This window comes from Acinetobacter amyesii (assembly GCF_002018365.1).
Taxonomy (GTDB): domain Bacteria; phylum Pseudomonadota; class Gammaproteobacteria; order Pseudomonadales; family Moraxellaceae; genus Acinetobacter; species Acinetobacter amyesii.
On the sequence record NZ_MVKX01000006.1, the window covers coordinates 1 to 25048 of the forward strand.

General features: G+C 41.9%; 24 protein-coding genes, 4 tRNA genes and 1 pseudogene. 4 read left to right on the forward strand and 25 right to left on the reverse strand.

Annotation, left to right across the window (positions count from 1 at the left end):
* The 19 genes and pseudogenes from B1202_RS09970 to B1202_RS10060 form a co-directional block, all read right to left on the reverse strand.
* Positions 1 to 331: GTP-binding protein (locus B1202_RS09970; RefSeq protein ID WP_228145157.1), on the reverse strand; the 331-nt coding region annotated here is incomplete at its 3' end.
* Positions 332 to 485: 154 nt separating this feature from the next.
* Positions 486 to 560, reverse strand: a tRNA-Thr gene (locus tag B1202_RS09975).
* Positions 561 to 583: 23 nt separating this feature from the next.
* Positions 584 to 659, reverse strand: a tRNA-Gly gene (locus tag B1202_RS09980).
* A 38-nt stretch (positions 660 to 697) separates the two neighbouring features.
* Positions 698 to 781, reverse strand: a tRNA-Tyr gene (locus tag B1202_RS09985).
* A 54-nt stretch (positions 782 to 835) separates the two neighbouring features.
* A tRNA-Thr gene (locus B1202_RS09990) sits at positions 836 to 911 on the reverse strand.
* Positions 912 to 1009: 98 nt separating this feature from the next.
* Entirely contained in the window at positions 1010 to 2503 is a 1494-nt protein-coding gene (gene trpE / locus B1202_RS09995) for an anthranilate synthase component I (RefSeq protein WP_078190666.1), read from the reverse strand.
* 117 nt (positions 2504 to 2620) lie between these two features.
* On the reverse strand, positions 2621 to 3289 hold the full coding sequence (locus B1202_RS10000) for a phosphoglycolate phosphatase (RefSeq protein ID WP_078190454.1): 669 nt from the start codon (positions 3287 to 3289) through the stop codon (positions 2621 to 2623).
* A gap of 77 nt (positions 3290 to 3366) precedes the next feature.
* Positions 3367 to 4116: an FHA domain-containing protein gene (locus tag B1202_RS10005; protein WP_078190455.1), complete on the reverse strand. Its 750-nt coding sequence runs from the start codon at positions 4114 to 4116 to the stop codon at positions 3367 to 3369.
* Between the two features lie 77 nt (positions 4117 to 4193).
* Positions 4194 to 6425, reverse strand: coding sequence for a type II secretion system secretin GspD (gspD, locus tag B1202_RS10010; protein ID WP_078190456.1), 2232 nt, complete (start codon positions 6423 to 6425; stop codon positions 4194 to 4196).
* Between the two features lie 42 nt (positions 6426 to 6467).
* Positions 6468 to 7334, reverse strand: coding sequence for a type II secretion system protein N (locus B1202_RS10015; protein ID WP_078190457.1), 867 nt, complete (start codon positions 7332 to 7334; stop codon positions 6468 to 6470).
* Positions 7334 to 8077 (reverse strand): type II secretion system protein N, encoded by a 744-nt coding sequence (gspN, locus tag B1202_RS10020; RefSeq protein WP_078190458.1) that lies wholly within the window; start codon positions 8075 to 8077, stop codon positions 7334 to 7336. Before gspN ends, B1202_RS10015 begins: the two co-directional genes overlap by 1 nt.
* Before the next feature lie 167 nt (positions 8078 to 8244).
* Positions 8245 to 8571, reverse strand: coding sequence for an H-NS family nucleoid-associated regulatory protein (locus tag B1202_RS10025; RefSeq protein ID WP_078190459.1), 327 nt, complete (start codon positions 8569 to 8571; stop codon positions 8245 to 8247).
* Between the two features lie 142 nt (positions 8572 to 8713).
* Positions 8714 to 9145, reverse strand: a complete 432-nt coding sequence (locus B1202_RS10030; RefSeq protein ID WP_078190460.1) for an acyl-CoA thioesterase — start codon at positions 9143 to 9145, stop codon at positions 8714 to 8716.
* 9 nt (positions 9146 to 9154) lie between these two features.
* Positions 9155 to 10348, reverse strand: coding sequence for a hypothetical protein (locus tag B1202_RS10035; RefSeq protein WP_078190461.1), 1194 nt, complete (start codon positions 10346 to 10348; stop codon positions 9155 to 9157).
* Positions 10349 to 10354: 6 nt separating this feature from the next.
* The gene (locus tag B1202_RS10040) at positions 10355 to 11197 is read right to left on the reverse strand and encodes a hypothetical protein (RefSeq protein ID WP_078190462.1); all 843 of its coding nucleotides are present in this window, start codon (positions 11195 to 11197) and stop codon (positions 10355 to 10357) included.
* The gene (locus B1202_RS10045; RefSeq protein ID WP_078190463.1) at positions 11194 to 11973 is read right to left on the reverse strand and encodes a uroporphyrinogen-III synthase; all 780 of its coding nucleotides are present in this window, start codon (positions 11971 to 11973) and stop codon (positions 11194 to 11196) included. Before B1202_RS10045 ends, B1202_RS10040 begins: the two co-directional genes overlap by 4 nt.
* A 3-nt stretch (positions 11974 to 11976) precedes the next feature.
* Positions 11977 to 12894 carry a hydroxymethylbilane synthase gene (hemC, locus tag B1202_RS10050; RefSeq protein WP_078190464.1) on the reverse strand — a complete coding sequence of 306 codons (918 nt, stop codon included), beginning with the start codon at positions 12892 to 12894 and terminating at the stop codon, positions 11977 to 11979.
* A gap of 95 nt (positions 12895 to 12989) precedes the next feature.
* On the reverse strand, positions 12990 to 13730 hold the full coding sequence (locus tag B1202_RS10055) for a LytR/AlgR family response regulator transcription factor (protein ID WP_078190465.1): 741 nt from the start codon (positions 13728 to 13730) through the stop codon (positions 12990 to 12992).
* 53 nt (positions 13731 to 13783) lie between these two features.
* Positions 13784 to 14937: pseudogene (locus B1202_RS10060) on the reverse strand (sensor histidine kinase).
* Between B1202_RS10060 and argH the strand changes: the two are divergent.
* Both argH and B1202_RS10070 read left to right on the forward strand, forming a co-directional pair.
* Positions 14928 to 16358 carry an argininosuccinate lyase gene (gene argH, locus B1202_RS10065; RefSeq protein ID WP_171262638.1) on the forward strand — a complete coding sequence of 477 codons (1431 nt, stop codon included), beginning with the start codon at positions 14928 to 14930 and terminating at the stop codon, positions 16356 to 16358. The pseudogene B1202_RS10060 and the gene argH sit on opposite strands and share 10 nt — an antisense overlap.
* Positions 16359 to 16385: 27 nt before the next feature.
* On the forward strand, positions 16386 to 16655 hold the full coding sequence (locus tag B1202_RS10070) for an oxidative damage protection protein (protein ID WP_078190466.1): 270 nt from the start codon (positions 16386 to 16388) through the stop codon (positions 16653 to 16655).
* A gap of 662 nt (positions 16656 to 17317) precedes the next feature.
* Here the strand turns inward: B1202_RS10070 and pgsA are convergent.
* The 3 genes from pgsA to uvrC all read right to left on the reverse strand — a co-directional run bounded on the left by pgsA (position 17318) and on the right by uvrC (position 20740).
* Positions 17318 to 17905, reverse strand: a complete 588-nt coding sequence (gene pgsA / locus B1202_RS10075) for a CDP-diacylglycerol--glycerol-3-phosphate 3-phosphatidyltransferase (protein ID WP_078190467.1) — start codon at positions 17903 to 17905, stop codon at positions 17318 to 17320.
* A 104-nt stretch (positions 17906 to 18009) separates the two neighbouring features.
* Positions 18010 to 18804 carry a thioesterase family protein gene (locus B1202_RS10080; RefSeq protein ID WP_078190668.1) on the reverse strand — a complete coding sequence of 265 codons (795 nt, stop codon included), beginning with the start codon at positions 18802 to 18804 and terminating at the stop codon, positions 18010 to 18012.
* A 136-nt stretch (positions 18805 to 18940) separates the two neighbouring features.
* Positions 18941 to 20740: an excinuclease ABC subunit UvrC gene (gene uvrC / locus B1202_RS10085; protein WP_078190669.1), complete on the reverse strand. Its 1800-nt coding sequence runs from the start codon at positions 20738 to 20740 to the stop codon at positions 18941 to 18943.
* 178 nt (positions 20741 to 20918) lie between these two features.
* Between uvrC and B1202_RS10090 the strand changes: the two genes are divergently transcribed.
* Positions 20919 to 21974, forward strand: a complete 1056-nt coding sequence (locus B1202_RS10090) for an AAA family ATPase (RefSeq protein WP_078190468.1) — start codon at positions 20919 to 20921, stop codon at positions 21972 to 21974.
* Positions 21975 to 22023: 49 nt separating this feature from the next.
* On the opposite strand, the gene B1202_RS10095 is transcribed toward B1202_RS10090, so the two are convergent.
* The 3 genes from B1202_RS10095 to B1202_RS10105 all read right to left on the reverse strand — a co-directional run bounded on the left by B1202_RS10095 (position 22024) and on the right by B1202_RS10105 (position 24741).
* A complete protein-coding gene (locus B1202_RS10095) occupies positions 22024 to 22980 on the reverse strand; it encodes a hypothetical protein (RefSeq protein WP_078190469.1) in 957 nt (318 codons plus the stop codon).
* Between the two features lie 77 nt (positions 22981 to 23057).
* Positions 23058 to 23477, reverse strand: coding sequence for a PH domain-containing protein (locus tag B1202_RS10100; RefSeq protein ID WP_078190470.1), 420 nt, complete (start codon positions 23475 to 23477; stop codon positions 23058 to 23060).
* Positions 23478 to 23658: 181 nt separating this feature from the next.
* Positions 23659 to 24741 (reverse strand): diguanylate cyclase domain-containing protein, encoded by a 1083-nt coding sequence (locus B1202_RS10105; protein WP_078190471.1) that lies wholly within the window; start codon positions 24739 to 24741, stop codon positions 23659 to 23661.
* Between B1202_RS10105 and B1202_RS16710 the strand changes: the two genes are divergently transcribed.
* Positions 24740 to 24865: a hypothetical protein gene (locus B1202_RS16710; RefSeq protein WP_265733747.1), complete on the forward strand. Its 126-nt coding sequence runs from the start codon at positions 24740 to 24742 to the stop codon at positions 24863 to 24865. The two genes, B1202_RS10105 and B1202_RS16710, sit on opposite strands and share 2 nt — an antisense overlap.
* Positions 24866 to 25048: the final 183 nt, after the last annotated feature.

Sequence of the window (25048 nt, forward strand, 5' to 3'; positions counted from 1 at the left end):
CGTCAGTCGCAGCACATACAAGGATCGCACCATCCATTTGCGCAGCACCAGTAATCATGTTTTTAACATAATCGGCGTGACCTGGGCAGTCTACGTGAGCGTAGTGACGGATTGGAGAATCGTATTCTACGTGTGAAGTATTAATTGTAATACCACGTGCTTTTTCTTCTGGTGCAGAGTCGATTGCAGCGTAATCTTTCGCTTCACCGCCGAATTTTTTTGCACATACAGTTGCAATTGCAGCTGTTAAAGTCGTTTTACCATGGTCAACGTGACCGATTGTGCCCACGTTAACGTGTGGCTTATTACGTTCAAACTTAGCCTTAGCCATGCTTTTCTTCCTCGTTTACGTCGAACACAATTCTGAGTAAAACCCAGCTCCGACATATCGCCTAAAAAAATAAACACCCAATACTTGAAAAGCAGACTAAAAAGCCTGCTTCTGGAATCTTGTGCAACATTTAAAGTTGCTAAACTGTAAAATCTGGAGCTCTTATCGAGATTTGAACTCGAGACCTCTCCCTTACCAAGGGAGTGCTCTACCACTGAGCTATAAGAGCAAATATAAGCACTTCAATAGATATGGAGCGGGAGACGAGGGTCGAACTCGCGACATGTAGCTTGGAAGGCTACCGCTCTACCAACTGAGCTACTCCCGCACGATGTTGGTACAAACCACTTATTGAAGTCTTAAAATTGGTGGTGAGGGAAGGATTCGAACCTTCGAAACTTTCGTAGCGGAGTTACAGTCCGCCCCCTTTGACCGCTCGGGAACCTCACCATTTTACACTTACTTCAGTGTCGTTCCTTCTACTCACTCTCAAACTTTCTAAGATGGTGCCGGCACACGGATTCGAACTGTGGACCTACTGATTACAAGTCAGTTGCTCTACCAACTGAGCTATGCCGGCGTTTCTTAGTGTTTCGTACGTTTCGTATCGGAACGGTGTGCAGTTTAGCAAATCTTGAAATCCTTGCAAGTGTTTTTTCTAAAAAAAACGTGAAAAACTCATAAAATCAATCCATTTGATGATAATTCAACCGCTTTGATCACTGCGCGAGCTTTTATTTGGGTTTCATTCCACTCTGATTCAGGATTTGAGTCATAAACTACCCCTGCTCCAGCTTGAACATAGACCTTATTTTCTCGAATTACACAGGTACGAATCGCAATCGACATGTCCATTTCGCCATGCCAGCCTAAATAACCAACAGCACCACCAAAAATTCCACGTTTTACTGGTTCAACTTCGTCAATAATTTCCATAGCACGGATTTTTGGTGCGCCTGAAAGCGTGCCCGCAGGGAATGTTGCCTTAAAAACATCCAAAGCATCGACATCATCACGCACTTCACCTTGTACATTTGACACAATGTGCATGACATGCGAATAACGCTCGATCACCATTTGATCAGTCACGTGAACTTTACCGATTTTAGAAACGCGTCCGACATCATTTCGACCCAAATCGATCAACATCAAATGCTCTGCAATTTCTTTTTCATCAGATAGCAAATCTTTTTCAAGTGCTAAATCTTCTTCTTTGGTTTTACCCCGTGGTCGCGTTCCCGCCAAAGGACGAACTGTTGCTACACCATTTTCTAAACGGGACAAAATTTCAGGTGATGAACCGACAATATGAAAAGGAATGTCATTTTCAAGTGTTTGCCCTTGCACCAAGAACAAATATGGAGATGGATTGAGGTGACGTAGTGCACGATAGACCTGCAAAGGCTCACCATCGAAATCAGACACCATACGATGGCCCGGGACAACTTGCATCACATCACCGGCTTTAATGTACTCTTTTACTTTTGCAATAGAGTCAATAAAGTTGTCATGTCCAGTGATGGATTCAAACTGTGGTGCAGTATGCTTATTTGCTTTGAGTGCAATTGGGGTTGCTAAAAGTTCTTCCAGCTCATCCAATTGTTGCTGCGCCTTGGCGTAGGCCTCAACATCATTTACATCGGCATGCACAATTAAGAATAAGGTATCTTTGAGGTTATCAAAGACAATGACGGTTTTAGACAGCATCATCCAAATATCTGGAATCCCGACTGGGTCAGCTTCTGGAACGTTATTGAGCTTCGGCTCGATATAACGCACAGCGTCATAACCAAAGTATCCAACCAATCCGCCGGTAAAGCTTGGTAATGCAGGCAAATCTTGCTGTGTAGGCACTTTATATTGTGCTTGGAAGTCACGGATGTATTGAAATGGGTCTGCACATTGTTGTTTTTCAATCGAGCCATCAACATGTTGAACGGTCAACTGCCCTTCATTACACGAAAATACGGTGGACTCACCCAAACCAATAATGGAGTAACGCGCCCAGTTTTCACCACCCTCTACAGATTCAAATAAATAGGCTTGTTTATGTTGTTTTAATCGCGCAAAGACAGATAGCGGAGTTTCTGTATCTGCCAAGCGTTGACGATAGACTGGAATCAAGTTATATCCAGCAGCTTTCAGTTGTTCAAATTGAGTTTGTGTAGTCATCTCGGTTTCTCTATATTTCGCGTGGTCAATTTCAGTTAATTTCTTCTCATGCTGATTGAGTGACGCCATCGAAAACCTACACACTTGCTCATTTTCACTTCCTTAACCCTACTTATTTCAACCCAATAATTCTTTTAAGTTATCAACCACGTGCTGCGGCTGACAATCTCGAATATTTTCACCATGATTATAGCCATAGCTGACCACAATACAATCAATACCCGCACGACGTGCTGCCTCTACATCATTAACAGAATCACCTACCATCAAAATTTGCTGTTTTGGCAAGGCATAATGTTCCGCACAATACTCTAGCTGCTTGGGATGTGGTTTACGCTCTTCAAAACGATCTCCACCTATCACATCATCAAAGTAATCATGCATACCCAGTGCCTGCACAATACTGCGTGCCGGTTGCTCTGGTTTATTAGTCACACAAATCAGAATTTTCTGCTCTGCTTTTGCCCAATCCAAGAACGCTAGAATGCCATCAAAGGGCTGCGTCAAGACACAAGGATCGGCATTGTAAATCTTTAGAAAAGTTTCCAGTAAAAGATGGTGCTGCGCGGCATCCACCTTTCCGGTCAAGTATTCAAGTACGCTATGACAAAATAATGAAGTCCCTTTCCCAATCCAGTTTCGCACCTGCTCTTCTGTGACCAAAGGTAATTGCAATGCATTTAGACTCATATTCATCGCACGATGTAAGTCAGATGCTGAATCGACTAGCGTTCCATCCAGATCAAATAAAATCATTTGGCGTTCTGCTAAACGAACTTCAAACATAATGTCCCTCTATTGTTTTGTAAATTTTCCCCATAAAAAAGGCATGCCCATGCATGCCTTTTGAGGAATGTCTCGGTTTATTTAAACAACACCCATGCAATAATTGCAAGAATGATTAAAACAATGACCGAGATTAAGCCTACAGATGCATTTTTTTGCGCTTCACGTTCTTGCTCTACACAAGCTGCTGGAATTTCTACATCACATGCCTCATTTTTCGGAGCAGCAGTAATGTCAATTCCCTCAGGAATTGGCGCAGGTTTAGGCACACCCACATTGGTCGGCATACCATCACGAGTCAATTGAACTGAGCCATCACGCTCTTTCAACTCTGGCATCCCTTGATCATTCATTTGTTGTGCTGCAGTTTTAACGATAGGCTCTTGTGTCTCAGTTTCAGACGTTTTAACGACAGGTTCTTGTGCCGCAGTTTCAGAAACCGCAACAGCTTCAGACGGCTGCTGAACAGGTGTAATTTCTTCTGTTTGCAACGCTTCAACGCTTTGTTCAATATCCGCAGGGATCTCCACGGCTTTAGCCGGAGCCAATAAACTAAACTTCACACTGGCAAACTGCACAATATCACCTTCTTTTAAAAGTGATTCACCAGTCAAACGGACATCATTAATAAACGTCCCATTGGATGAATTGAGATCTTGCAACCAGAGTGCCTGATCTTTCAGTACAAAGGCAGCATGTTTACGCGATACATCAGATTCTTGTAAAACAATATCTGCTTGTTGATGACGACCCACCAACATATCTCGCTCAATACTAATTTCTTGTCCTGTTAAATCACCAGAAATTGCTTGAATTTTCCAAGTCATGAAGTTAATTCTCTATTGCTCGTTTTTTTCATCATAGCATGCTGTGGTTTCAAAGCTAAACCACCCTGCTGTCTCACCTAAGGTGTGCCCGCCACTTTGCCATTCGGTACGGTAATGGTTTGGCGCTTTACTGCAGGCTCAATGGCTACTGGCGTGGAGACCACTGCCGCTGGCTGTGTGGTTTGTGGTGCTGTCGGTACCGTCTTATACACAGGGGCTGGTGCTGCACCCTTTGAAACAGGTATGCGCTGCTGATACACATCGTCCACATTTTCAGGTAGTTTCGCAAAATTACCGTCATTATCCAATGCCAGTTGCAGACTATAGAGCTGACTGTAGCGCTGCTGAGACATTTTCTTCACATCGGCAGAATTTCCAACAATGGTCGGATGAATAAAGATCAGTAAATTGCGTTTACTGTTAGATTTTCCTTCCGAGCTAAAGAGTTTACCGAGTACAGGAATAGCCCCTAGCCCCGGAACCGATTGACGCCCATGCAATGTATTGTCAGAGATCAAACCACCCAACACAATCGTTTGTCCATGCTCTGCCAAGATCGAGGTTTTAATCGCACGTTTAGTCGTAACCAAGTCCGAAGCTTGACCTTTATTGTCTTTTACATCAGAAACTTCTTGCTCGACCTCTAAACGCACCGAACCACCGTCGCCAATATGCGGTACAACTTTTAAGGTAACACCGACATCTTTACGCTCAATCGATGTGTATGGATTAGCTGTGCCACCATTGGTGGTGACCGAACCTGTCACAAATGGAACGTTTTCACCCACCACAATATAGGCTTCTTCGTTATCCATCGTCACAATAGACGGTGTAGATAATAAATTGGATTTGGTTTTTTCTTTTAGGGCCTGAATCATCGCACCATAGAGTTTGCGTGAACCATCACTACCTTCACGATAATCACCAAGGACCAAAGAAGTACCCGCACTCACCGCGCTACCTGCACCCGCAGCACCGCCAGTTAAATAACCTGCGGCAATATTTTTTAAACTAGAACCAAAGTTATCAAAGTTAATTAAGCCGATACCACTACTGATATCTCCCAATGCCCATTGCACACCGAGCTGATCGGTATCCGTGCCTTCAACTTCAATAATCGCCGCTTCGATCAGCACTTGCTGTCGACGAATATCAAGCTGCTGAATCGCAGATTCAATTTCTCGCATAAGCTGCGGATCTGCTTTTACAATCAGTGCATTTTGAGTGGCATCAGCAATAATACTCACGCCGTTGGCATTAAAGCTTGAGATACCGTTTTGCGTATTATTGGAAGAGTTATTACTGTTAAGGTTAATGCCTGAACTGGTGTTATTTTGTGAACTGAATGACTGTGAATTTGAACTGTTATTATCATTCATTAAACCGTTCATCGTGCTGCTATTTGAGCTATTCGATGAATTCGTACTCGAAACGGCCTGCCCCGTGACCAAGCCTTGTAAGATTTCCGACAAGTTTTTGGCACTTGCATACTTTAGACGAAAAACTTTCAATCCACCCAATCGATCTGCCGCAGGCACATCTAAGGTTTCAATAATTTTACGAATACGCTTACGTGTCGCTGTATCACCTTTAATGATAATACGATTGGTTCGATTGTCCGCAATAATACGAATTCGTGACCCTTTCGGGTCTTTTGAAGCGCCGGTCGAACTCATCGACTCTAACAGCCCAATCATTTCTTCGGCCTGACTCGATTGCAGCGTCACGGCTTCGATATCATTTTGACCCGTTCCATCTAAATTACGAATAATCGTTTCGAGCTGGTAAATATTACTTGCACGGTCTGAGACGATCAGCGCATTAGTCCCTGCCACTGCCGACAAATGTGCAAATTGTGGCATCAGTGGACGTAGGGCTGGAATTAAGTCATTCGCATTGGTGTTATCAAGCCAAATTACTCGGGTGACAATTTGGTCTCCAGACGCACGGTGGCGCGCATCATAAGGAATGCCCGAGCTTTTTACATTACTGTCTGGAACCAGTTTAATGGTGTTGCCCGATGGAATCGCCACCACGCCATTGACATTCAATACACCGAGAAACAGGTCATAGACTTCATTTTTATTTAAAGGCTTATTGGAAATAACCGTTACATTTCCTCGTACCCGTGGATCAACTGCAAAATTCTTCCCCGTGATATCTGCAACTTCATTAATGAAGGCTGTAAGATCTGCATCACGTAAATTGATTTTCCATGTTTGTGCATAACTTGCTGTGCTGACCATAGCAACCAAGGGCACCATGGCATAGGTAGCTAAAGTTGAACGGTTATTATTAAATAAAGCCATATACGCCTGTGTTTCCTAACCCTATAAAGTGATGAGACATCACTAAAAATCCTGTTGTATGGTCATCACCTGATCACCACGTTTGACTTCAAGTTTCACCTGCCCTTCACGGCGGGCTTGTTCTAATAATTGCGCCTCAGATTGCCCTGCACCGACCGCCTGCCCATTTAAAGACATGATGCGGTCACCCGGTTGCAAACCCAATTTATTTCTCAAGGCAGCAGGTGTTCGGTTTGAAACCTCAAACCCACCATTACCTGATGGATTTACCCCCATTTCCTGCATATATTGTTCACGATTTTCAGTCATGCGTTGTACGGCCTGACCAATCGCGGACTGCGTTGTGCTTTGCCCCGAATTTGCAGGATCAGTTGTATTTTGCATGCTGTTATTCTGCAAAGATCCGCCTGAGGTTGCATTGGCTGTAGGGACAATCGGTTGATCTAATCCGTTTTCAATGCCTTGGAAGGCCAATTCACGCCGTGCACCATTGCCCTGCGTTAAAATCACCTTATCCCAGTACACTTCAGCCAGTTGATATGATGAACCTTGAATGGTTTCTCCAACCAAATAGCGATCTGAACTCTCATTGACCTTAATCACTGCCGACGAGTAGCGACTTGGCTGTCCAACCACCACACCTTGCAACACCATATTTAACTGCGCGTCAGCTGCTGAACTGCGATTTTCCTGAAACAAGGCAAAGGAGCTAATATTAGGAACTTGCGTTTGCTGTGAACCCAATTCAACTCGGTCTAACTGCATGGCTTGTGGCGGTGCAATCAATAACCAAAATAAAGCGGCTAACTTCCAGCACAGGTACAAAATTATTAAAGCCAAGACCACAGGTGCAAGTCGATCTGTTTGCTTCCAATTGATCTCACGGATTTTGTCTAAATAGTCAGCCATCAGTTCACCCCACTCAATAGGGGTTGACGCGAACTAATCACATACGTATCTAATCCAGCTTTACCTTCATAGGAAGCAACATTCATCAAAAAGCGCTGGGTTAATTGCACATCCAACATGAGGTCTGGCTCAAGTGACAAATTCATCATTTTTTGTTCACGTTGATCTCGAACATCAATCGACAATTTGCCATTATCATCTTTTAATTGGGCCAACATGGCAGGTACATTCATTGACTCTTGACGCTGTGCAAAGCTAAAAGATAAATCCCCGCCTGCCCACTGCATCTCGCCTGATGACTGACTAAATCCCTGTTGTGGCTTATATTTAAACTGCACATCTTTTAATTGAATGGCATTCGTTGGCCATTGCCAATCGGCAAAACTTTTTAAGGTTTCAGGGGCAATTTGACCCTCTAAGTTTTTGATGCTGATACTTTTGCCAAAACCATAACCCATCACACCTTGCAGTTTGGTATTGCCACTATGAATTTCAACATTTGCACCCAAGCGCACTAAAATCAAGTCCCACGGGCGCGTGTTCCAGTTTAACGAGCCTTTCAAATTTCCTCGTGTCCAATCTGCTTGCCCGTGCCAAATATTGCCACTGACGTTATGTAGCATTTGGTTATTTTTATAAAACTTTGTAATGAGCCACGCTGCTGGCACTTGCAGCATAACGAAAATTAAAAAACTGATCGCAGCAAAAATGAGCCACCGAATATTATTAGTTTTATTGATCATCCCACCACAACCGATCCATCAATTTTTTTCCATCATTTAAACATTTTTCTTTATAGACACATTATGCATACTTTTTCTGCATAGCCAATTCAAAGAGATAAAAAAACCAGGCATTTGCCTGGTTTAATTATCCTGAACTCAGGATATGACGATTTCATGAATTGTTCTTAAATTAAGAAGTCTTCTAGTTTCGCGCCTTTTTCTAACTCAGCCACTAACCAACGTGGTTGTTTACCACGACCAGTCCACGTGTCATCTGCATTAGTTTTGCTACGGTAACGTGGCTCAACAGCTTTACGAGTTGATTTTTTACGTTTGCTTGAACCAAATTCAAGGATTTGTTCAACGCTTAAATCTAAATTTTCTGCAATTTCAACAATACGGTTGTACGCATCTTCAATCGCTTGATCTTTTTTAGATGCAATCAGTGCTTCAGCTTCTACTTGAAGCTTCTTTAACTCTTCAACTGATAAATTACTAATATCAGGCATAATCTTTAACTCCGAAATTTCATTTTAATAATGCTTATGAAAACTCGCTCATAATATTATAATAAAATTTTTATTCAATAAATAATTTTCATTTTACTACAATATTTTAACACGACTCCTTAAAATATATAAAGTTAAATTGTATTTAAATATTATTTCCCACTGAATTTTCTAAGGCTTTTATTTTGGTTTTAATATTTTCTGGAATTGAGGTTTTTTGTAGGGTAGTTTTATCCACGCACACAATAACCGCATCGCCTGTTGCAACGATTTTTTGTTGCTGTTCACTCCATAATATATAACTCATACGAAAAGCACTGTTTCTTAATTCTTCAACGCGCGTTGCCACTTTTAAAATATCAGGATAAACCACTGGGCTTAAATATTTGCACTGGCTTGAAGCAACAACCGTAACCACAGACTGATTAAATATATCCAACTGATCTAAATAACCAATCCGCGCACTTTCCATATAACGATAATAATGCACGTTATTTACATGACCAAAAGCATCCATATCCCCCCAAGCTACGTGTTGAGTATGAATCAATGAATATTGAGCTAAATTTTCTTGCATATTATGTCCTTATATTCTAATTTCCATAAAATTAGCATTATTTTCAAATATTAAATTTAATTGTTTGGTCAAATCTTCCTGCTGATTTAAAGCTGACTTGATGCGTAAATAACTCATTAATACATCATCTGGATATAATTCTAATAATGCATCTGCCTCAGCTTGGCGTGCTGTCGCTTGGTAAATATTCCATTTTGCAAAACTAAAAACAGGTAGTGCAGGATACTTTTCTTCCCAACGTTGAATCTGCTGTTCTACAGCCACATAATCAGGGTTTTGCTTCAGCATTTTTTGCTGGAACCACAAAAAGAACACTTCTTTGTTAAATTGCTGTTCCAGCAAATGAATAGCCAATTGCTCATGTTCCTGACTCATCTCTGGCATACGAGACAAGACTTTCAACCATAGCACTTTGACCGCATATTTACGCTCTGTAATTTGATCTTGCAAATCCAAATAACGCTGCTTTAAATACTGTAAGTCATCGACATCAGCTTGATCAAATGCAGATAATAATTGTTCCAACCAAGCTTGTTTTGTCAGCTCATCTAAATGTCCATAACGTGTCGAACGCAAATACAACCAAGGAAACTGCAACGCAAACATGCCCCATAGCGCGGTTAAGCGCTGCTCATAGGCAGTGCTGACTTTTTGCAACCATGGCGATAATTCATGTTGATTCAAAAATTCGAGATGCGTTAAAGCCTTTTCACCCTCTTGCTGGGATAAATAAATCTCAATCCGTTGCAATTCTGCAAGCTCAAAAGCCATTGGGTTGGTCTGAGTTAATGCATTTAATGCTGTTTCATATTGTTGCTGAATCCAATATAAACGCGCATCGATCACCCCTTTTAATAATCCAGACTCAGTAAAAGCTTGCTGAATAAAGTTTTTTTGATCTTGCGCAGCATTTAAAAGCCAAATGACAGCCAATTGCTCATAGGGATGTAATTTATTAAAACTAAAGACCGTTTCAGATTTACGCTGCTCTCGACTTAAATAGCGTTTAACCGCATACCAAAGCATTTGCACGATCAAACTCAGTAGTGCCAGCAATAATGCTAAAAACCAAATATTGGATTGAACTTGCCATTCACGCCAGTATAAATAGACATAGCCTGCACCATGTCCAAAACTCAGCAAACTAATAATGGCAACAACCAATAAGCTAATAAATAAATAGGCCAATAAAATATGTTTCATAGTCGATTATCCTATGAGTGCCCGAGTATTTAATAGCGGTACAGAAATAACCGGAATGTCCTTTAATTGTTCTAAACGTTGGCGTATCGGTTTTAATGAAGCATCTGGCAATTGCTGCATAATTTGCATAATTTCAGTGATTTCTTGTTGAAATTGAGGATATTGTCCTTGATTTAAAACCTGCTGAGCCAAAATTAAACGCAACTGCATTTCTTTTAATACCAAGCTACGCTGCATTAATACGGGACTCGGTTGCTCGACCGATTCGACTTGAATCCATTTTTGCCAAAAAGAAAGACCTTTTTGCTGCTCTTTTGAACTGTATGGCTTTAATATTTCTTTTTCTAACAATTGATCAATCGATTGCAGGGTATTTTTCACTTTATCAGATTGCAACTGACGCTCTGTCACATATTGCTTTAAGGTCTCACGGTCTTTTTGAATCACCTGATGCAAACTCATACGCAATGCAGGTGCCAAGCTCAACTGATCTAATTGTTGGTCTAATTGGTTTAATTTTTCCAAAGCGACAGCAAATTGTTGTTGCTGCATGGCAAATTCAACCAAATCAAGTTGCTGACCCACCACCACCATTGGCTCTATACTATGGGTTGCCTCTGCAGTAATCGAAGCATTCGATGTCGTTGCAGCCGACATCTCGGTCGTTGTGCCACTCAACTGACGTTTCAAAGCCACGACCTGATCATTCAAACCTGCATTGCGCTGTTGCAATAAAGTTTGTTGTTGCATCAGTTCGGTTTGTTGAGCATTGACCTGAAATAGGTCAAAACTGAGTTTAGCCAACCAAAGTACGGCGACAATGACCACAACGACAAACAACTTCTTCATGTATTTCCCTGCACGACTTGCACATGCTGCAATATGTGTGTCGCGTTTAAATCTTCGAGTTGAATAATTTTAAAATCTTTGTTCAGTGTTATACGACTTTGCTCAAGTAGCTCGAACAACCTTACACCTAAAACTAAAAAATGTGCATGACTCAGCACTGATAAATGCGACTGAATCAAGTCAAGCCAATTGAGCCAACTGGCCTCACTGGTGATCAACATACAATATGGAGATGACAACTGATGTTCAGAAATGAGTGTTTTTACTTTTTGAGTGGTCTCTTCCGGTAGATGCCGTTCGTATAGCACAAAATTGAGAACCTGAATGCCACGTGCTAGCAACTGCTGCATCATAAATTGACGACCGCCTTCACCGCGCCAAAATGCAACGCAAGCCCCAGTCTCCAATTGTTCTAAATGGCTTAAGGTGAGCATTCCCTCCGAGGTTTCCACCTGCGGTACGACACTGTGAATGCCATAATCAGCTAGCTTTGCTGCGGTTGCGTCACCGACTGCAACCCATTGAATATGTTCAAGCTGATCAAGTGAAATGCCTGCCTTACGCAAACCTTGCATACCAAAGGTGACCGCAGAGGGGCTCACTACAACCAATACATCCGCAGCACTCAACTGGGCGTAGCACGCTGCCAATGCTTCTGACCATGCCCGCGGCTTGAGCTCAAGTAATGGAAGCTCAGCCACAGCAACACCCGCAGAGCGCAGCGTCAAGCTAAGCTGCGCTGCACGATCTAACGGACGTGTATTGATAAAAAGCATGTATTAATACAGTGCCTTTAAAATGTCACCTGCACCTTGGGCTAACAAGTCTTGGGCCAATTTGACACCCAACTGTTCAGCCTGTTCGGGAAGGCCTACTTGCTGTGCTTTCAACAAGATTTGACCGTCAACGCTACCGACACGACCTTCCAAATGAATCTGACCATTTTCTAAGGTTGCATAACCTGCAATCGGTACTTGGCAGCCACCTTCTAGATATGCATTAAAAGCACGTTCTGCGCGTACACAGGCATTGGTCTCTGCGTGCATTAAGGGCAAAATTAAATCCAATACAGTTTGATCTTGGCTACGACATTCTAGGCCCAATGCACCTTGTCCAACTGCAGGTAAACTCACAACAGGCTCAAGAGTATGACGAATACGCTCTGCTAAACCCAGACGCTTCAGCCCTGCACTCGCCAAAATAATCGCATCATAGTTGCCCGCATCAAGTTTAGATAAACGCGTACCCACATTGCCACGCAGATCAATAATCTCAAGGTCTGGACGTTGTTTTAAAATTTGGCATTTGCGGCGCAAGCTCGATGTCCCCACCTTCGCACCCTGTGGTAAATCATCAAAACTATTATAGGTATTTGAAACGAAAGCATCTAATGGGTCTTCACGTTCACAAATCACGGCCAAGCTTAAACCTTCAGGCAAAGCCATTGGCACATCTTTCATCGAATGAACTGCCAAGTCTGCACGACCATCCAACAATGCCGCTTCTAATTCTTTTACAAATAATCCTTTCCCCCCAATTTTGGCTAAAGGGGTATCTAGAATCTTGTCACCTTGGGTCACAAAGGTCACCAACTCAACTTTCAAATTTGCATGAAGTGCTTCTAAGCGTGCACGAATATGTTCCGCCTGCCAAAGTGCAAGCGGGCTTTGTCGAGTTGCGATCTTAAGGATATTCATAAATTTTAAAATACAGTCTATAGGGCTATTATTCTAAACTTAACTTGCTCAGTTGAAAATGCAAGCTTAATTCGCAATGTGCTTTGACCCTTGCCCTATAATTTTTGTATTCGCTCACGTAAATTTGGTAAATGTCGACGGCTGACCGCCAAACGCTCTTCTAAATCTCGACAACGTACCTGATATTGCCCTGAGCTTACGACTTCCAAACCATCTAAAAAGCTCACAGACACCAAGGCATTGCGATGAATGCGTATAAAGCGATCACCAAATTCATGCTCTAAATCTTTCAGCGTTTCATCAATGAGTACGCTGCCGTTTTTGTGCCGAACAGTGACATATTTCTGATCCGCAAGAAAATAGTAAATATTTTCCACAGGTACCAGCTCTACACCACGATAGGTCTTTGCCGCGATTTGATGGCGGCTGATTTTAATTTCGTCCATATTTTCTTTTTGTTTTATCGTGCTCAATTGAGCTTGGGTTAATTTAGTTAAATGATCTAAAACCTGCTGCAATTCCTGTTGCATAACCGGTTTTAGTAAATATCCCTCTGCATTCGACTTAAATGCATCAAGTGCATGATGATCATATGCAGTACAAAAAATAATAGCAGGCATGGGGTCTAATTCACGCAACAATTTCGCGCAAGTCAATCCATCCATTTCAGGCATTTGTATATCTAGTAAGATGACATCAGGCTCGAGGCTTTGAGCCAAGTCAATCGCTTGTTGACCATGTGAGGCTTTCGCAACCACCTGATGTCCAAGTTGAGTGACTAAACGTGACAATCGCTCTACTGCTAGAGGCTCATCATCACAGATCAGGATGTCCATTTCTCCTCCTTATCTCGTTAACGTCATTTATTTTTATTGGTCAACTGAGATTTCTATTTATATTGATATTGCACCACAGTCGTATACATTCCCTCGCCTGCGTAGGTTTGAAAAGTGACATGCTGACCATAATATGCCTCAAGTCGCTGTTTCACGTTTTCGATGGCAATACCATTCCCCTGACGTAATTTAATTGTATCCTGTGTATAAGGATTTGTAATAACGATATTAATTTGATTTTGTAATATTTCAATCAATATATTTATCGTACTCTTTGTCAAAATCTTTTCGACTCCATGAAAAATACTATTTTCTAACAAAGGTTGTAAAGTTAATAGTGGAATTTGTACTTGAGCGTATTGGTCAATATCAGCCAGTTTCCACTCCACATTGAGCCGATCACCCAATCTCATTTGTTCGATGGCCAAATAACGCTGACACAGATCGATCTCATCTTTGAGACTCACCAGCTTCAACTCTTGAAAACTCGCCCGGAATAATCGAGATAAATTCAGCAGCATTTGCTCCGCTTTATCCGGATCAATCGCAATCAAGCTAATCACATTGTTTAAACTATTAAATAGAAAATGTGGATGAATCCGAGCTTGCATCGCCTGAATGCGTGAGTTTAATTCACTATGATGTTGTCGCCCCCACTGTTCTCTTAAATATAAATATCGAAAACAAAATGCCCCAAGTAAAACCCCATAGCTCAGATTTAAAACCACACCAGCAGTTAAAACATCTGCACTCAAGCCAGTTAAACTGAAATTTTCACCAAAATAGATCAAGACATTTAAAATTAAGGTGGTGAACAACACCAAAGCTTGCAATAAAACAAACCCGCTAAACATGAGCATTTTCATGCTTAAACCACGCGTCTTACTTTGCAAAAGCTCTGAAAATGCAGCAAATGCCAATAAAATCCAGTTAATAAACAACACATGCTGCATGACACTGGAAAAACTTAAAGCATGCCACGATTGAGCTTGGGCCAAGGCCAAGACCAAAGCCACAATATTGCCCGCAAGAAACAGCTCCCACAGATAGTGCCAACGGCCCATTTTTCCTGAAAATACAGAAATTGTCATAGGCCCAAACCTTGTCTAAAAGTTTGATCAACTTGCCCTTCGGCAACTGGGTTCGAATTTGCTATACTCTTGCTCAGTTCTATGCTTTTTATCTTATTGAGCCGACATGACCACATCTTCTAATTCCTCAAATCCGTCACAAGCCCAAACTTCAGGCATGTGGGGCGGTCGTTTTTCCGAAGCTACTGACGCTTTTGTTGCTGAATTTACAGCATCTGTACAGTTTGACCAACGCTTTTATAAACAAGATATTGCAGGTTCAATTGCACATGCAACCATGCTTGCAAAAGTTGGCGTTCTAACTGAACAAGAGCGTGACGATATCATTAATGGCTTAAATACCATTAAAGCAGAAATTGAAGCGGGTAACTTCGAATGGCGCATTGACCTAGAAGATGTGCACATGAATATTGAGTCACGTTTGACTCAACGTATCGGTATTACAGGTAAAAAATTACACACCGGTCGTAGCCGTAATGACCAAGTTGCAACCGATATCCGTCTATATGTTCGCGACGAAATCGATGCGATTTTAGAATTATTGCAAAAATTACAAAAAGGCATCTTGGGCTTAGCGGCGAAAAATACCAATACCATCATGCCGGGCTTCACGCATTTGCAAACTGCACAGCCGGTAACTTTCGGCCACCACTTAATGGCGTGGTTTGAAATGTTGGTTCGTGACTCAGAGCGTTTAATTGACTGCCGTAAACGTACCAACCGCATGCCTTTAGGTTCTGCTGCACTTGCAGGAACAACCTACCCAATCGACCGTGCATTCACTGCAGAATTACTAGGTTTTGAAGCTGTCGCTGAAAACTCTTTAGACGCTGTCTCTGACCGTGATTTTGGTATTGAATTCAATGCTGCAGCATCACTCATCATGATGCACTTATCACGTATGTCAGAAGAAATGATTCTTTGGACATCGGCTCAGTTCAAATTTGTAAACATTCCTGACCGTTTTTGCACCGGCTCTTCAATCATGCCTCAAAAGAAAAACCCAGACGTTCCTGAGTTGATCCGTGGTAAAACTGGCCGTGTATATGGTGACTTGATGAGCCTATTGACCCTGATGAAAGGTCAACCATTGGCATACAACAAAGACAACCAAGAAGATAAAGAACCACTATTCGATGCAATCGATACTGTTCGTGGCTCACTCATGGCATTTGCCGACATGATCCCTGCACTAGTGCCAAACATTGACATCATGCGTGAAGCAGCACTTCGTGGCTTCTCAACTGCAACTGACCTTGCCGACTACCTCGTTAAAAATGGCGTGGCATTCCGTGATGCACATGAGATTGTGGGTAAAGCAGTTGCACTCGGTGTTCAAGAAGGCAAAGACCTTTCAGAATTAACCCTTGAGCAACTTCAACAGTTCTCTGACTTGATTCAAGCGGATGTCTTCGAAAAAGCATTAACACTTGAAGCATCTGTCAATGCACGTAACCACATTGGTGGTACTGCACCTGCTCAAGTTGAAGCAGCAATTGAACGCGCACACGCACGTTTAGAAAAACTTTACGCATAACTTTTTCAAGTTAAATGGAGTATTGATATGTCTCGACAAGTTTTTTGCCGTAAATATCAGGCTGAAATGGAAGGTTTAGACTTTGCACCATTCCCAGGTGCAAAGGGACAAGAATTGTTTGATACGGTATCTAAACAAGCTTGGCAAGAATGGCTAAAACACCAAACTACGTTGATCAATGAAAAACGTTTAAACGTGTTTGAAGCTGACGCGAAAAAGTTCCTTGAAGAGCAACGTGAAAAATTCTTCAGCAATGATGAATCTTTAGAAAAAGCCGAAGGCCTAAAGCCTGAGTAAAACTTAAAGCGTTGCTTTAAATTTTACGCAAGACAAGCGAAGCGCGCAGCTTCAAATCTCAAAAAGGAGTCTAAAAAGGCTCCTTTTTTTGTGCTTCGGAGCACTGCTATTTTCGCAAAACAAAGATGACGTCTGTGTAAGCTTTCATTCAGAAATGATCTTCATCATTGCTGGAAAATCTTTTATCCATTGATCAATTTTATTTAAACTTAAATAAATGAATTTATTATTTAAATAATGTTAAATGTATTTTTATCATCACATATATCGATTATTATTGTTTAAATCCAAACAAAACCTACCAAAGTTATTATCCAATTTGTATCAAAAATTCTTAATGTAAATTTGTGATACATTTCTCAATAAAACACAACATTACACTACAAGAAACTCCATGTATTTCTAAATCTGCTTTCCTATAATAGCAATCAAGGAGATGGAAACATCTTCCATAATAGCGATAAGTAACCCCGATTTTCCTTCCCAGATTTCCCCCAAAATCTGGGAATTTTTTTATCCAAAATTTGCGCTAACTTCTCACATTTAACTTCAAGCTCCAATCAAATGAAGCGCTGTTAAAACTAGACAAACCCTCAATTTTTTCTAAAAGCTCGGCAATAAAAAAGCCCCGATAACGGAGCTTTTAATAACTAACTTTTAAATCAAGGTTGTTTTAAATACGGCCATGCGGCTTTCAAATATATAAACATCGACCATAACGTTAAAACAACAGCTGTATAGAGCAATCCATACGCCAACATTTCTAGGGGTTGCCAATTCAGCAAGAACACTGAAATCGCAATCATCTGAAATGCTGTTTTATATTTACCAACGGTTGAAACCGCAACACTGGTACGTGCGCCTAATTCAGCCATCCACTCACGTAGCGCAGACACTGTAATTTCACGTGAAATAATCACAATCGCTGCAAAGGCCATCGAAATGGTTGGTTGCCATTGCACCAAGACGATCAAGGCTGTTGCGACCATCAGTTTATCTGCAACAGGATCGAGAAAACGTCCAAATGCTGAAGTCTGATTTAAACTTCTCGCAAGATAGCCATCAAACCAGTCAGTGACAGCTGCGATCACAAAAATAGCGGTCAGCAATATATGACGTGACATGCTTGCAGCATGCTCACCCACGCCCATTGCAGGTGGCCAATACGCCACCAACAAAAACACAGGAATTAAAGCAATTCGTGCCAATGTTAAAATATTAGGAATATTCAGGATTCGACCTGTTGTCATAGACACCCCAGTTTTCCCCTCATGCACGATGAAAATGCAGAATAATTTGAGGATTTATCCATCGTTAGTTGCACTCACTTTATACGAAATGCCCCGCAGTGTCACTAGGCAAACACCGTAACAGTCTGACGCGCAATCGCAATCAACTGGTCATTTTCATCCCATAAATGAGCATATTCCGTGGCGTAGCCATCCGCTGCATAGTCGGTAAATACTTTATATTTAAACCAATTATGCAAGCTTGATTGCAAGGGATGCACATAGGTTAATGTCCATGTTAAAGAACTCGCAGGCGCCATGGTTTTGTACATAGGCAGCACGCCGGGCGGCCACATATCCATCGAGACCAGTAAATCAGCGACGGTCATCTTACGGTTATCATGGCGTTCTGGATTAAAACGCATCCAACCACTAAAGTCAGGCTTTTTGCTTGCAGTACACGGATACTGCCCATCTACCCAGGCCAAATCCATTTGCTGAAAACACTGTGGTGCAAGTGGATGATGTTCGGCGATCTTTAAACTGCTCACTTCAGGGAAATCGGGTGCTTGACGTTCCTGATTGACGGCAATAGTTGATTCACGTGGAACACCAAAACTCGCCAACAAAATGCTTTGTACGGCATCATCTTGCCAAAGTCGAACTTCGATGGTGGTGACGGATTTGCCCTGTCTTAAAATTTCAGCACTTAAACGCACGGGAGCCAATTGTACTGGCCCAACAAAGGTCACATTACAACTGAGTAAACGTCGCTGCGGATCGGCAATGGTAGCAACGGCTTTGTGCATCATCATGCCAGCCACTAAGCCGCCATAGATCGTACGCCCTTGTAACCATCCTTCTGGAATTTCAACCCATTCATTGTGTTCAATATGTTGATACAACTGTGCGAGTGACATCATCATCCCTGATCATATTTTTGATTTTTATATCATTGTATAAAAATCGAATGATGTGAATGATCAGTGACTCATGCGTCAATGAGCATTTTGGCAAATTCAGAATTGACCCGTCAGCGATTGGGCTTAGTTCGCTCTATTCATGCAGGATTTTATAAATGGTGCGCGCCATCACATCGCCTAAGCCCGGTACAAGTTTTAAATCATTTTCAGAAGCTTTTAACACCCCTTGAATGCCACCGAAATGGGTCAAAAGATCCCGACGACGTTTTGGCCCTAAGCCCGGAATCACCTCAAGCACCGATGAACCACGTTTTTTATCTCGTTTTGCTCGGTGTTTGGTAATGGCAAAGCGGTGGGCTTCATCACGAACCTGTTGAATCAAATGTAGAGCTTTATGGTCTTCGGGCAATTGGATTTTTTCACCATCGGTAAAGTGCAATGTTTCCAGACCTGGTTTACGCCCCTCACCTTTGGACACCCCGACCATAAAGGCATCAAGCTCGAGTTCCTGCATGACTTCCATCGCCATGTGTAATTGACCTTTGCCTCCGTCAATTAATAGCAAATCGGGCAACATATGCTTTTTATAGCGGCGGGTCAGCGCTTGACGCATGGCAGCATAATCATCGCCTTCGGTAATGTCATTGATGGAAAATTGGCGATAGTCGCGCTTTCTTGCACCGCCCGCATCAAAGACCACACAAGACGCGATGGTTGCCTCCCCCATAGTATGAGAAATATCAAAACACTCAATACTGTCAATCGGCCGCCCAACGACTTGCTCTAACTGATGAAAGCGTTCATTCAATTCAAAATGGTCAGCCAATTTACCTTTAATCGCATGTTGTACATTCATCTGTGCCAATTCTTGCCACTCTGCACGGGTTTCACGCACTTTATGTTTGATTTGAATCCGCTTTTCAAAGTGCTGGTACAACGCATCTTCCATGTCTTTGCGATCTGGAATGTCGACATTGATGATGAGTTCCGCAGGGATTTCATCTGCCACCTGAAAGTAAAAATTGGCAATAAAATCTGAGAGCATTTGCCCCAAATCATCACCCAACATGTCAGGAAAATAACTCTTTCCGCCGAGCATTTTGCCATTGCGCACATGCATGATTTGCACACAGGTCACACCGGCTTGATAAGCAATGGCAATGATATCTGCCTCACCTTTGACTTTATAAATCGCTTGCTGGGTTTGTACATCACGTAGCAGTGCCATACGATCACGATAAAACACCGCCTTTTCAAACTCCAAAGCTTCGGCAGCAGCTTCCATTTTCCCAATCAGCTCTTGATTGAGCTCTTTGGTGTCGCCTTGTAAGAACCGAATCGAGTTATTGACATCTTCTTTATAGTCTTCGGGTGAGATCAAACCCACACAAGGCGCGGAACAGCGTTTAATTTGGTATTGCAAACATGGTCGTTTGCGCTGTGAAAAATAGCTATTTTCACACTGACGCACATTAAACAGTTTTTGCAGCACCACCAAAGTATCACGCGCGTTATAAGCACTCGGATAAGGCCCGAAAAACTTACCGGCCTGATGCTTCGCTTTGCCTCGCCCTGCGGCAATTCGTGGATAGGGTTTATCGGCTGAAATAAAGATATAGACATAAGATTTGTCGTCTCGCAGCATGATGTTATACGGCGGACGATGGAGCTTAATCAGGTTTTGTTCGAGCAATAAGGCTTCCGTTTCAGAACGCACCACCAAACTTTCAATATCATAAATACGGGCGACCAAGGCTTGCGTCTTGGGATGCTCAATGGTTTTGACAAAATAACTCGACACACGATTTTTTAAATTCTTTGCTTTACCCACATACAGCAACTCACCGTCTTTACCCAACATGCGGTAAACACCGGGTAGAGTCGTCATATTGGCAAGAATTTTTTCAATATGTACGCGTGCGTTTTCGTTCACTTTTGCCTTGTTCCGTCTTCGATATTGCTCTTTGACATGATGTGATGCTTTTACCTGCATTTTCAAGCAATCCAGCAAATTTATTGTTGCTCATAACAATGATCTGATTGCTAAAAGCTATTAATGCAAAATTCTAAATTTGCTATGCTCAAAACATCCCGCTTTAGGAACATGATGCATGACGAACGCCAATCCCGCCATCCATGTCGTACACCCGACAACTTCGACGCATAGCACTGCTGAAAAAAACCGTTTGATGGGTAAGCCGCGTTTTCATTTTGAACCGCATGACGTTATGCAACGCTTAAAGCAACGGATCATTGGACAAGAAGCAGCATTAGACGAAATTGAAAAAATGCTGCATGTGGTCAAGGCTGATTTTTCCAGTCCAGAACGTCCACTCTCCGTAACATTAATGCTTGGACCGACAGGTGTTGGTAAAACCGAAACCGTGCGTTTAATCAGTGAAGTGATTTATGGCCGACCTGATGCCTTTTGCCGCATTGATATGAACACGCTCGCACAGGAACATTATGCGGCTGCCATTACCGGTGCGCCTCCGGGCTATGTCGGCTCGAAAGAAGGCCATAGTTTATTTGATGAGGTTGCCATTGCAGGTAGTCATACCCGTCCGGGCATCGTGCTTTTTGATGAACTGGAAAAAGCGTCAACCGAAGTTCTTCGCGGGCTAATGAATGTGCTTGATAGCGGAAAGTTAACCTTAACCTCGGGTACAAAAACCATCGACTTTCGTAATTGTATGATCTTTATGACCAGCAATGTCGGTGCACAAGCGGCACAGCAATATCTAGATAAGTTAAATTTTTTACCCGAAAAAATACAGAAGGTTTGTCTCAAGCGCGTGCCGGTCAGCAGCATTATTGAAAAAGTCATGCAACGTAAATTCGACCCTGAATTTATTAACCGTATTGACCGTGTACTACAATATCAACCTGTTCAAGATGATGCTTTACCTCGTTTGGTCGAAATTGAGCTGGAAAAACTCAATCAACGCCTACAGCATCAAAAACGCAGCATCAAACTCACAGATGCAGCCAAAGCACATTTTTATCAGAACCATGATATTCGTTATGGCGCACGGCATTTAGCACGAAAAATGCGGGTTGAACTTGAACCTATTTTGGCGGTGTATTTTTTAAATCATCCGATGCAAGCGACCTTGTCTTTAGATCGTCAACATGGACAATTCGTGATTCAACCACACGAGTCATAAGTCAAAAAGCACGCTTTTGCGTGCTTTTTATATGATGCAAGAACATGAATTAAGATATAGCGTTATATCGCTGTATCGCAGCAATTGCGATGTCATTGTAATATTTACAGTTATTGCCGATATAGGTCGAAATAGCCAATCGATGTTGATACGCTTCAGAAGCTGGATCAAATTGCTGTGCACGTTTTAAATAAGCCGCAGCATCTTTACTTTGCTCAAAGACCTCACCATCGACCATTTCGGCCTCAAACATCATCCCTTGGTAATTCACCACCACAATACTATTAACGACTCCATATTTATCCAGTATTTGCACCTTCGTCCATGGATAGGCATTCCACTTTCCTGATGTCACCCGTGTCGTGTAGCCATAGGATTTTGCATCTTTTTTCCAGCTTTCAATCAACTGCGGCATATAGCTATATGCAATATCTTTAAAACCACTATGCGTGAACCAAATATAGGGTTTGGTTGGGACGCTTTTCTCTAAGTGATAACACGCTGAACCGGGTGGAAATGTTTGTTCAACACCAGCATTGACATAAAGTGAGGCGATTTTTTCATTTGCATAAATAGGGGTTCCATTCATGGCTTTAAAAAAACCTTGAAACCCCGGATAAACACCATCAAAAATGGATATACCCGATAAATTCGTTTTCTTTAAATATTCAGTTCGAGCGACATTGGGAGCATCACTGAAGTATAAAGTCAGTTCATTGATTGCCCGAGTGTCTCCTTTGACTTTCATGTCTGTATATAAGCTTTGTTGTGTGAGCAAATATTCTCCCCAGCCCACATCTGTCATATAACTTCGAGTCGGTTCATTGTTGAAATAAGAAAAAGATCGGTAATTTTCAAAGTCAAAATTAAATGAATAATAACTCTGGCTCACCACCGCAGGTTCAGGCTTTGGTTCTTCCTTAACAGAAGAATCACCACCTCCACCCCCACAGGCAGTGAGATAGATTGAAAAGATTGCGATGCTGAGTTTATATTTAACGTCCATTTATATGTTCTATCTTGTTATTCATTTTTTATGATTCAACATCTTAACTTGAACGTTATATCACCACAACATCAACTTTAGGCTTCAACCTGTGTTTGCTGCAATGCCTTTGTAAATACCTGTTGATCTTTGGGTGAAACCATGACGAATTTGCGTTGTCCATTCTGTATATATTCAATTTTTAAACGTTTAATGGAAAGCGCAGGTGCCGCAGACAAATCCTGACTTGCACTGATGCGTTGGATATCCTGCAAAGGAATCTGCCAACGTAGAAACATGCTACGGATATTTAATTCTGTAGCGGAAATTTGATAACGTGTATTGAATATTGGCCACCACAGCAGTAACACCGTCAAAATATACACCGCAGTATGAAGAGGATATTGCTGCATCGTGCCTTTGGCCTGCATGGTGAGTAATAATTGAATGAGTAAACCGCTCATACAAACAATAAACGCCACCACCCACCAATCTTTTTTTGAACGAAAAACTTGCATCTTATCCCCCATCAACTGCTTTTATTCTATACAAGATTTTGAAGGATGCATCTGCTATTTCAGCTTTATTTTTTGCAGGAAATAAGCGTATTTATCACATTATTTTCAAGAATATGGATATCCATTTCGCTCAAGTGTCGCTATTCATCAATTGTCATTTTTGGCGTTCTTTACACTCGGGTCACGCTTCTTTCGACATGGGTTGTTCCTGCAAACGTTTATAGTTCTTTTTCTCTTGATACATTTTTGCATCGGCTTGTTGTACCAAACTCATGGCATCTACATAGCCTTGCTGATGGTCTGTTTGACACAATCCAATACTTAAACTTAAGCCCGCTTCCATTTCAGCCACTGCTTCTAATAAACGCGGGATAAAACTCCCTTCCACATGCTTTTCACTGCAACCGGGCAAAACCAAACAAAATTCATCGCCGCCATAGCGGAAGCAATGATCATCTAAACGTGCAACCGACTTTATGGCCGCAGCAACCGTTTGTAGTACTTGGTCTCCACGTGGATGACCTTGTTCATCATTGATCTTTTTAAAATCATTGATATCAATAAACACCACTGTCACAGGTTCATGATTACGCTGTGCAGTATATAAAATACTGGTCAATAAGGTCGATAAATGCCGGACATTTAACAGTCCTGTTAATGGGTCGCGCTGTGAAAGTTCTTCCATTTCTTGTGCACGAAACTCTAGCGCATGCGCATACTGTTCCATTTTTTCACGGGAGATCTTCACCTCATTAATCAAACTCCACACATAAGTTTCCACCACCAATGTAGTGTCGAACATAAAGAGTTTTTCCAAGGTGTTAATAATCCGCTGATATTGTTCGGTATCATTAAATGTACGCTGAATTAAGCGAAACAACATGGTCTTTAGGGTATGCACCGCAGAGAGATACAATTTCGGCTCTACACCTATACGCTTATGAACCAAACCAATCCGTAAACGGTTATTCACATAAGCGCTGTCATAGCGCCCAGAAAATAAGTCCAATAAATACTGATGCTGCGCGCGTTGCAAACGCTTCAAGGTATCAAGGTCACCAATCAAGGTGGCAATTTCAGGAATTGAGGTCTGATTTTCATAAAATTCCTCGACCATACTGTCGAGGATCGGCGCCACAATTCCACCAATCGAAGCCAGTTCCGCCAGCTCTAAATCAGTCAAGCCAAGCAACTGTTTACGTCGTTCTATATCTTGCATCGAAATATGCATTTGATGCATCAATGTTTGGTTGGTTGCTTTCATGAATCGGATCCCCTTCCCGCCAAATCTCCCCCTTCAGGTGTTTACACTGGGTTTCTATGCCGTAGCTCTTCATGCCTGCATGCAAAGCTTCCACCGTTCACCTTTGGGTTTTGGCTATCATTGATGATGACACTTTTCTTTCAGCTCAACGGTTTTGCATGGGCTTAAGTTCGGACGTCAACATCATATTCCTCGTCTATTGGCTCATTTTTTCTGGCTTATTCTGGTTCTGGCTTATTTTGGCTAACACTATTTCTGCTTTTGGCTGATTTGCTCTGCATGATTATTTTTATTCTGCTTGCACGAT

Bases quoted from the DNA above. Each gene is read 5' to 3' on its own strand.
- B1202_RS10015 (WP_078190457.1), bottom strand. From the start codon at position 7,334: ATGGCTGACTATTTAGACAAAATCCGTGAGATCAATTGGAAGCAAACA.
- B1202_RS10040 (WP_078190462.1), bottom strand. From the start codon at position 11,197: ATGAAGAAGTTGTTTGTCGTTGTGGTCATTGTCGCCGTACTTTGGTTG.
- pgsA (WP_078190467.1), bottom strand. From the start codon at position 17,905: ATGACAACAGGTCGAATCCTGAATATTCCTAATATTTTAACATTGGCA.
- gspD (WP_078190456.1), bottom strand. From the start codon at position 6,425: ATGGCTTTATTTAATAATAACCGTTCAACTTTAGCTACCTATGCCATG.
- B1202_RS10005 (WP_078190455.1), bottom strand. From the start codon at position 4,116: ATGACTTGGAAAATTCAAGCAATTTCTGGTGATTTAACAGGACAAGAA.
- B1202_RS10090 (WP_078190468.1), top strand. From the start codon at position 20,919: ATGACGAACGCCAATCCCGCCATCCATGTCGTACACCCGACAACTTCG.
- B1202_RS10035 (WP_078190461.1), bottom strand. From the start codon at position 10,348: ATGAAACATATTTTATTGGCCTATTTATTTATTAGCTTATTGGTTGTT.
- B1202_RS10100 (WP_078190470.1), bottom strand. From the start codon at position 23,477: ATGCAAGTTTTTCGTTCAAAAAAAGATTGGTGGGTGGTGGCGTTTATT.
- B1202_RS10070 (WP_078190466.1), top strand. From the start codon at position 16,386: ATGTCTCGACAAGTTTTTTGCCGTAAATATCAGGCTGAAATGGAAGGT.
- B1202_RS10045 (WP_078190463.1), bottom strand. From the start codon at position 11,973: ATGCTTTTTATCAATACACGTCCGTTAGATCGTGCAGCGCAGCTTAGC.
- B1202_RS10080 (WP_078190668.1), bottom strand. From the start codon at position 18,804: ATGTCACTCGCACAGTTGTATCAACATATTGAACACAATGAATGGGTT.
- B1202_RS16710 (WP_265733747.1), top strand. From the start codon at position 24,740: ATGAATCGGATCCCCTTCCCGCCAAATCTCCCCCTTCAGGTGTTTACA.
- gspN (WP_078190458.1), bottom strand. From the start codon at position 8,077: ATGATCAATAAAACTAATAATATTCGGTGGCTCATTTTTGCTGCGATC.
- B1202_RS10095 (WP_078190469.1), bottom strand. From the start codon at position 22,980: ATGGACGTTAAATATAAACTCAGCATCGCAATCTTTTCAATCTATCTC.
- argH (WP_171262638.1), top strand. From the start codon at position 14,928: ATGACCACATCTTCTAATTCCTCAAATCCGTCACAAGCCCAAACTTCA.
- trpE (WP_078190666.1), bottom strand. From the start codon at position 2,503: ATGACTACACAAACTCAATTTGAACAACTGAAAGCTGCTGGATATAAC.
- B1202_RS10055 (WP_078190465.1), bottom strand. From the start codon at position 13,730: ATGGACATCCTGATCTGTGATGATGAGCCTCTAGCAGTAGAGCGATTG.
- hemC (WP_078190464.1), bottom strand. From the start codon at position 12,894: ATGAATATCCTTAAGATCGCAACTCGACAAAGCCCGCTTGCACTTTGG.
- B1202_RS10000 (WP_078190454.1), bottom strand. From the start codon at position 3,289: ATGTTTGAAGTTCGTTTAGCAGAACGCCAAATGATTTTATTTGATCTG.
- B1202_RS10105 (WP_078190471.1), bottom strand. From the start codon at position 24,741: ATGAAAGCAACCAACCAAACATTGATGCATCAAATGCATATTTCGATG.
- B1202_RS10030 (WP_078190460.1), bottom strand. From the start codon at position 9,145: ATGCAAGAAAATTTAGCTCAATATTCATTGATTCATACTCAACACGTA.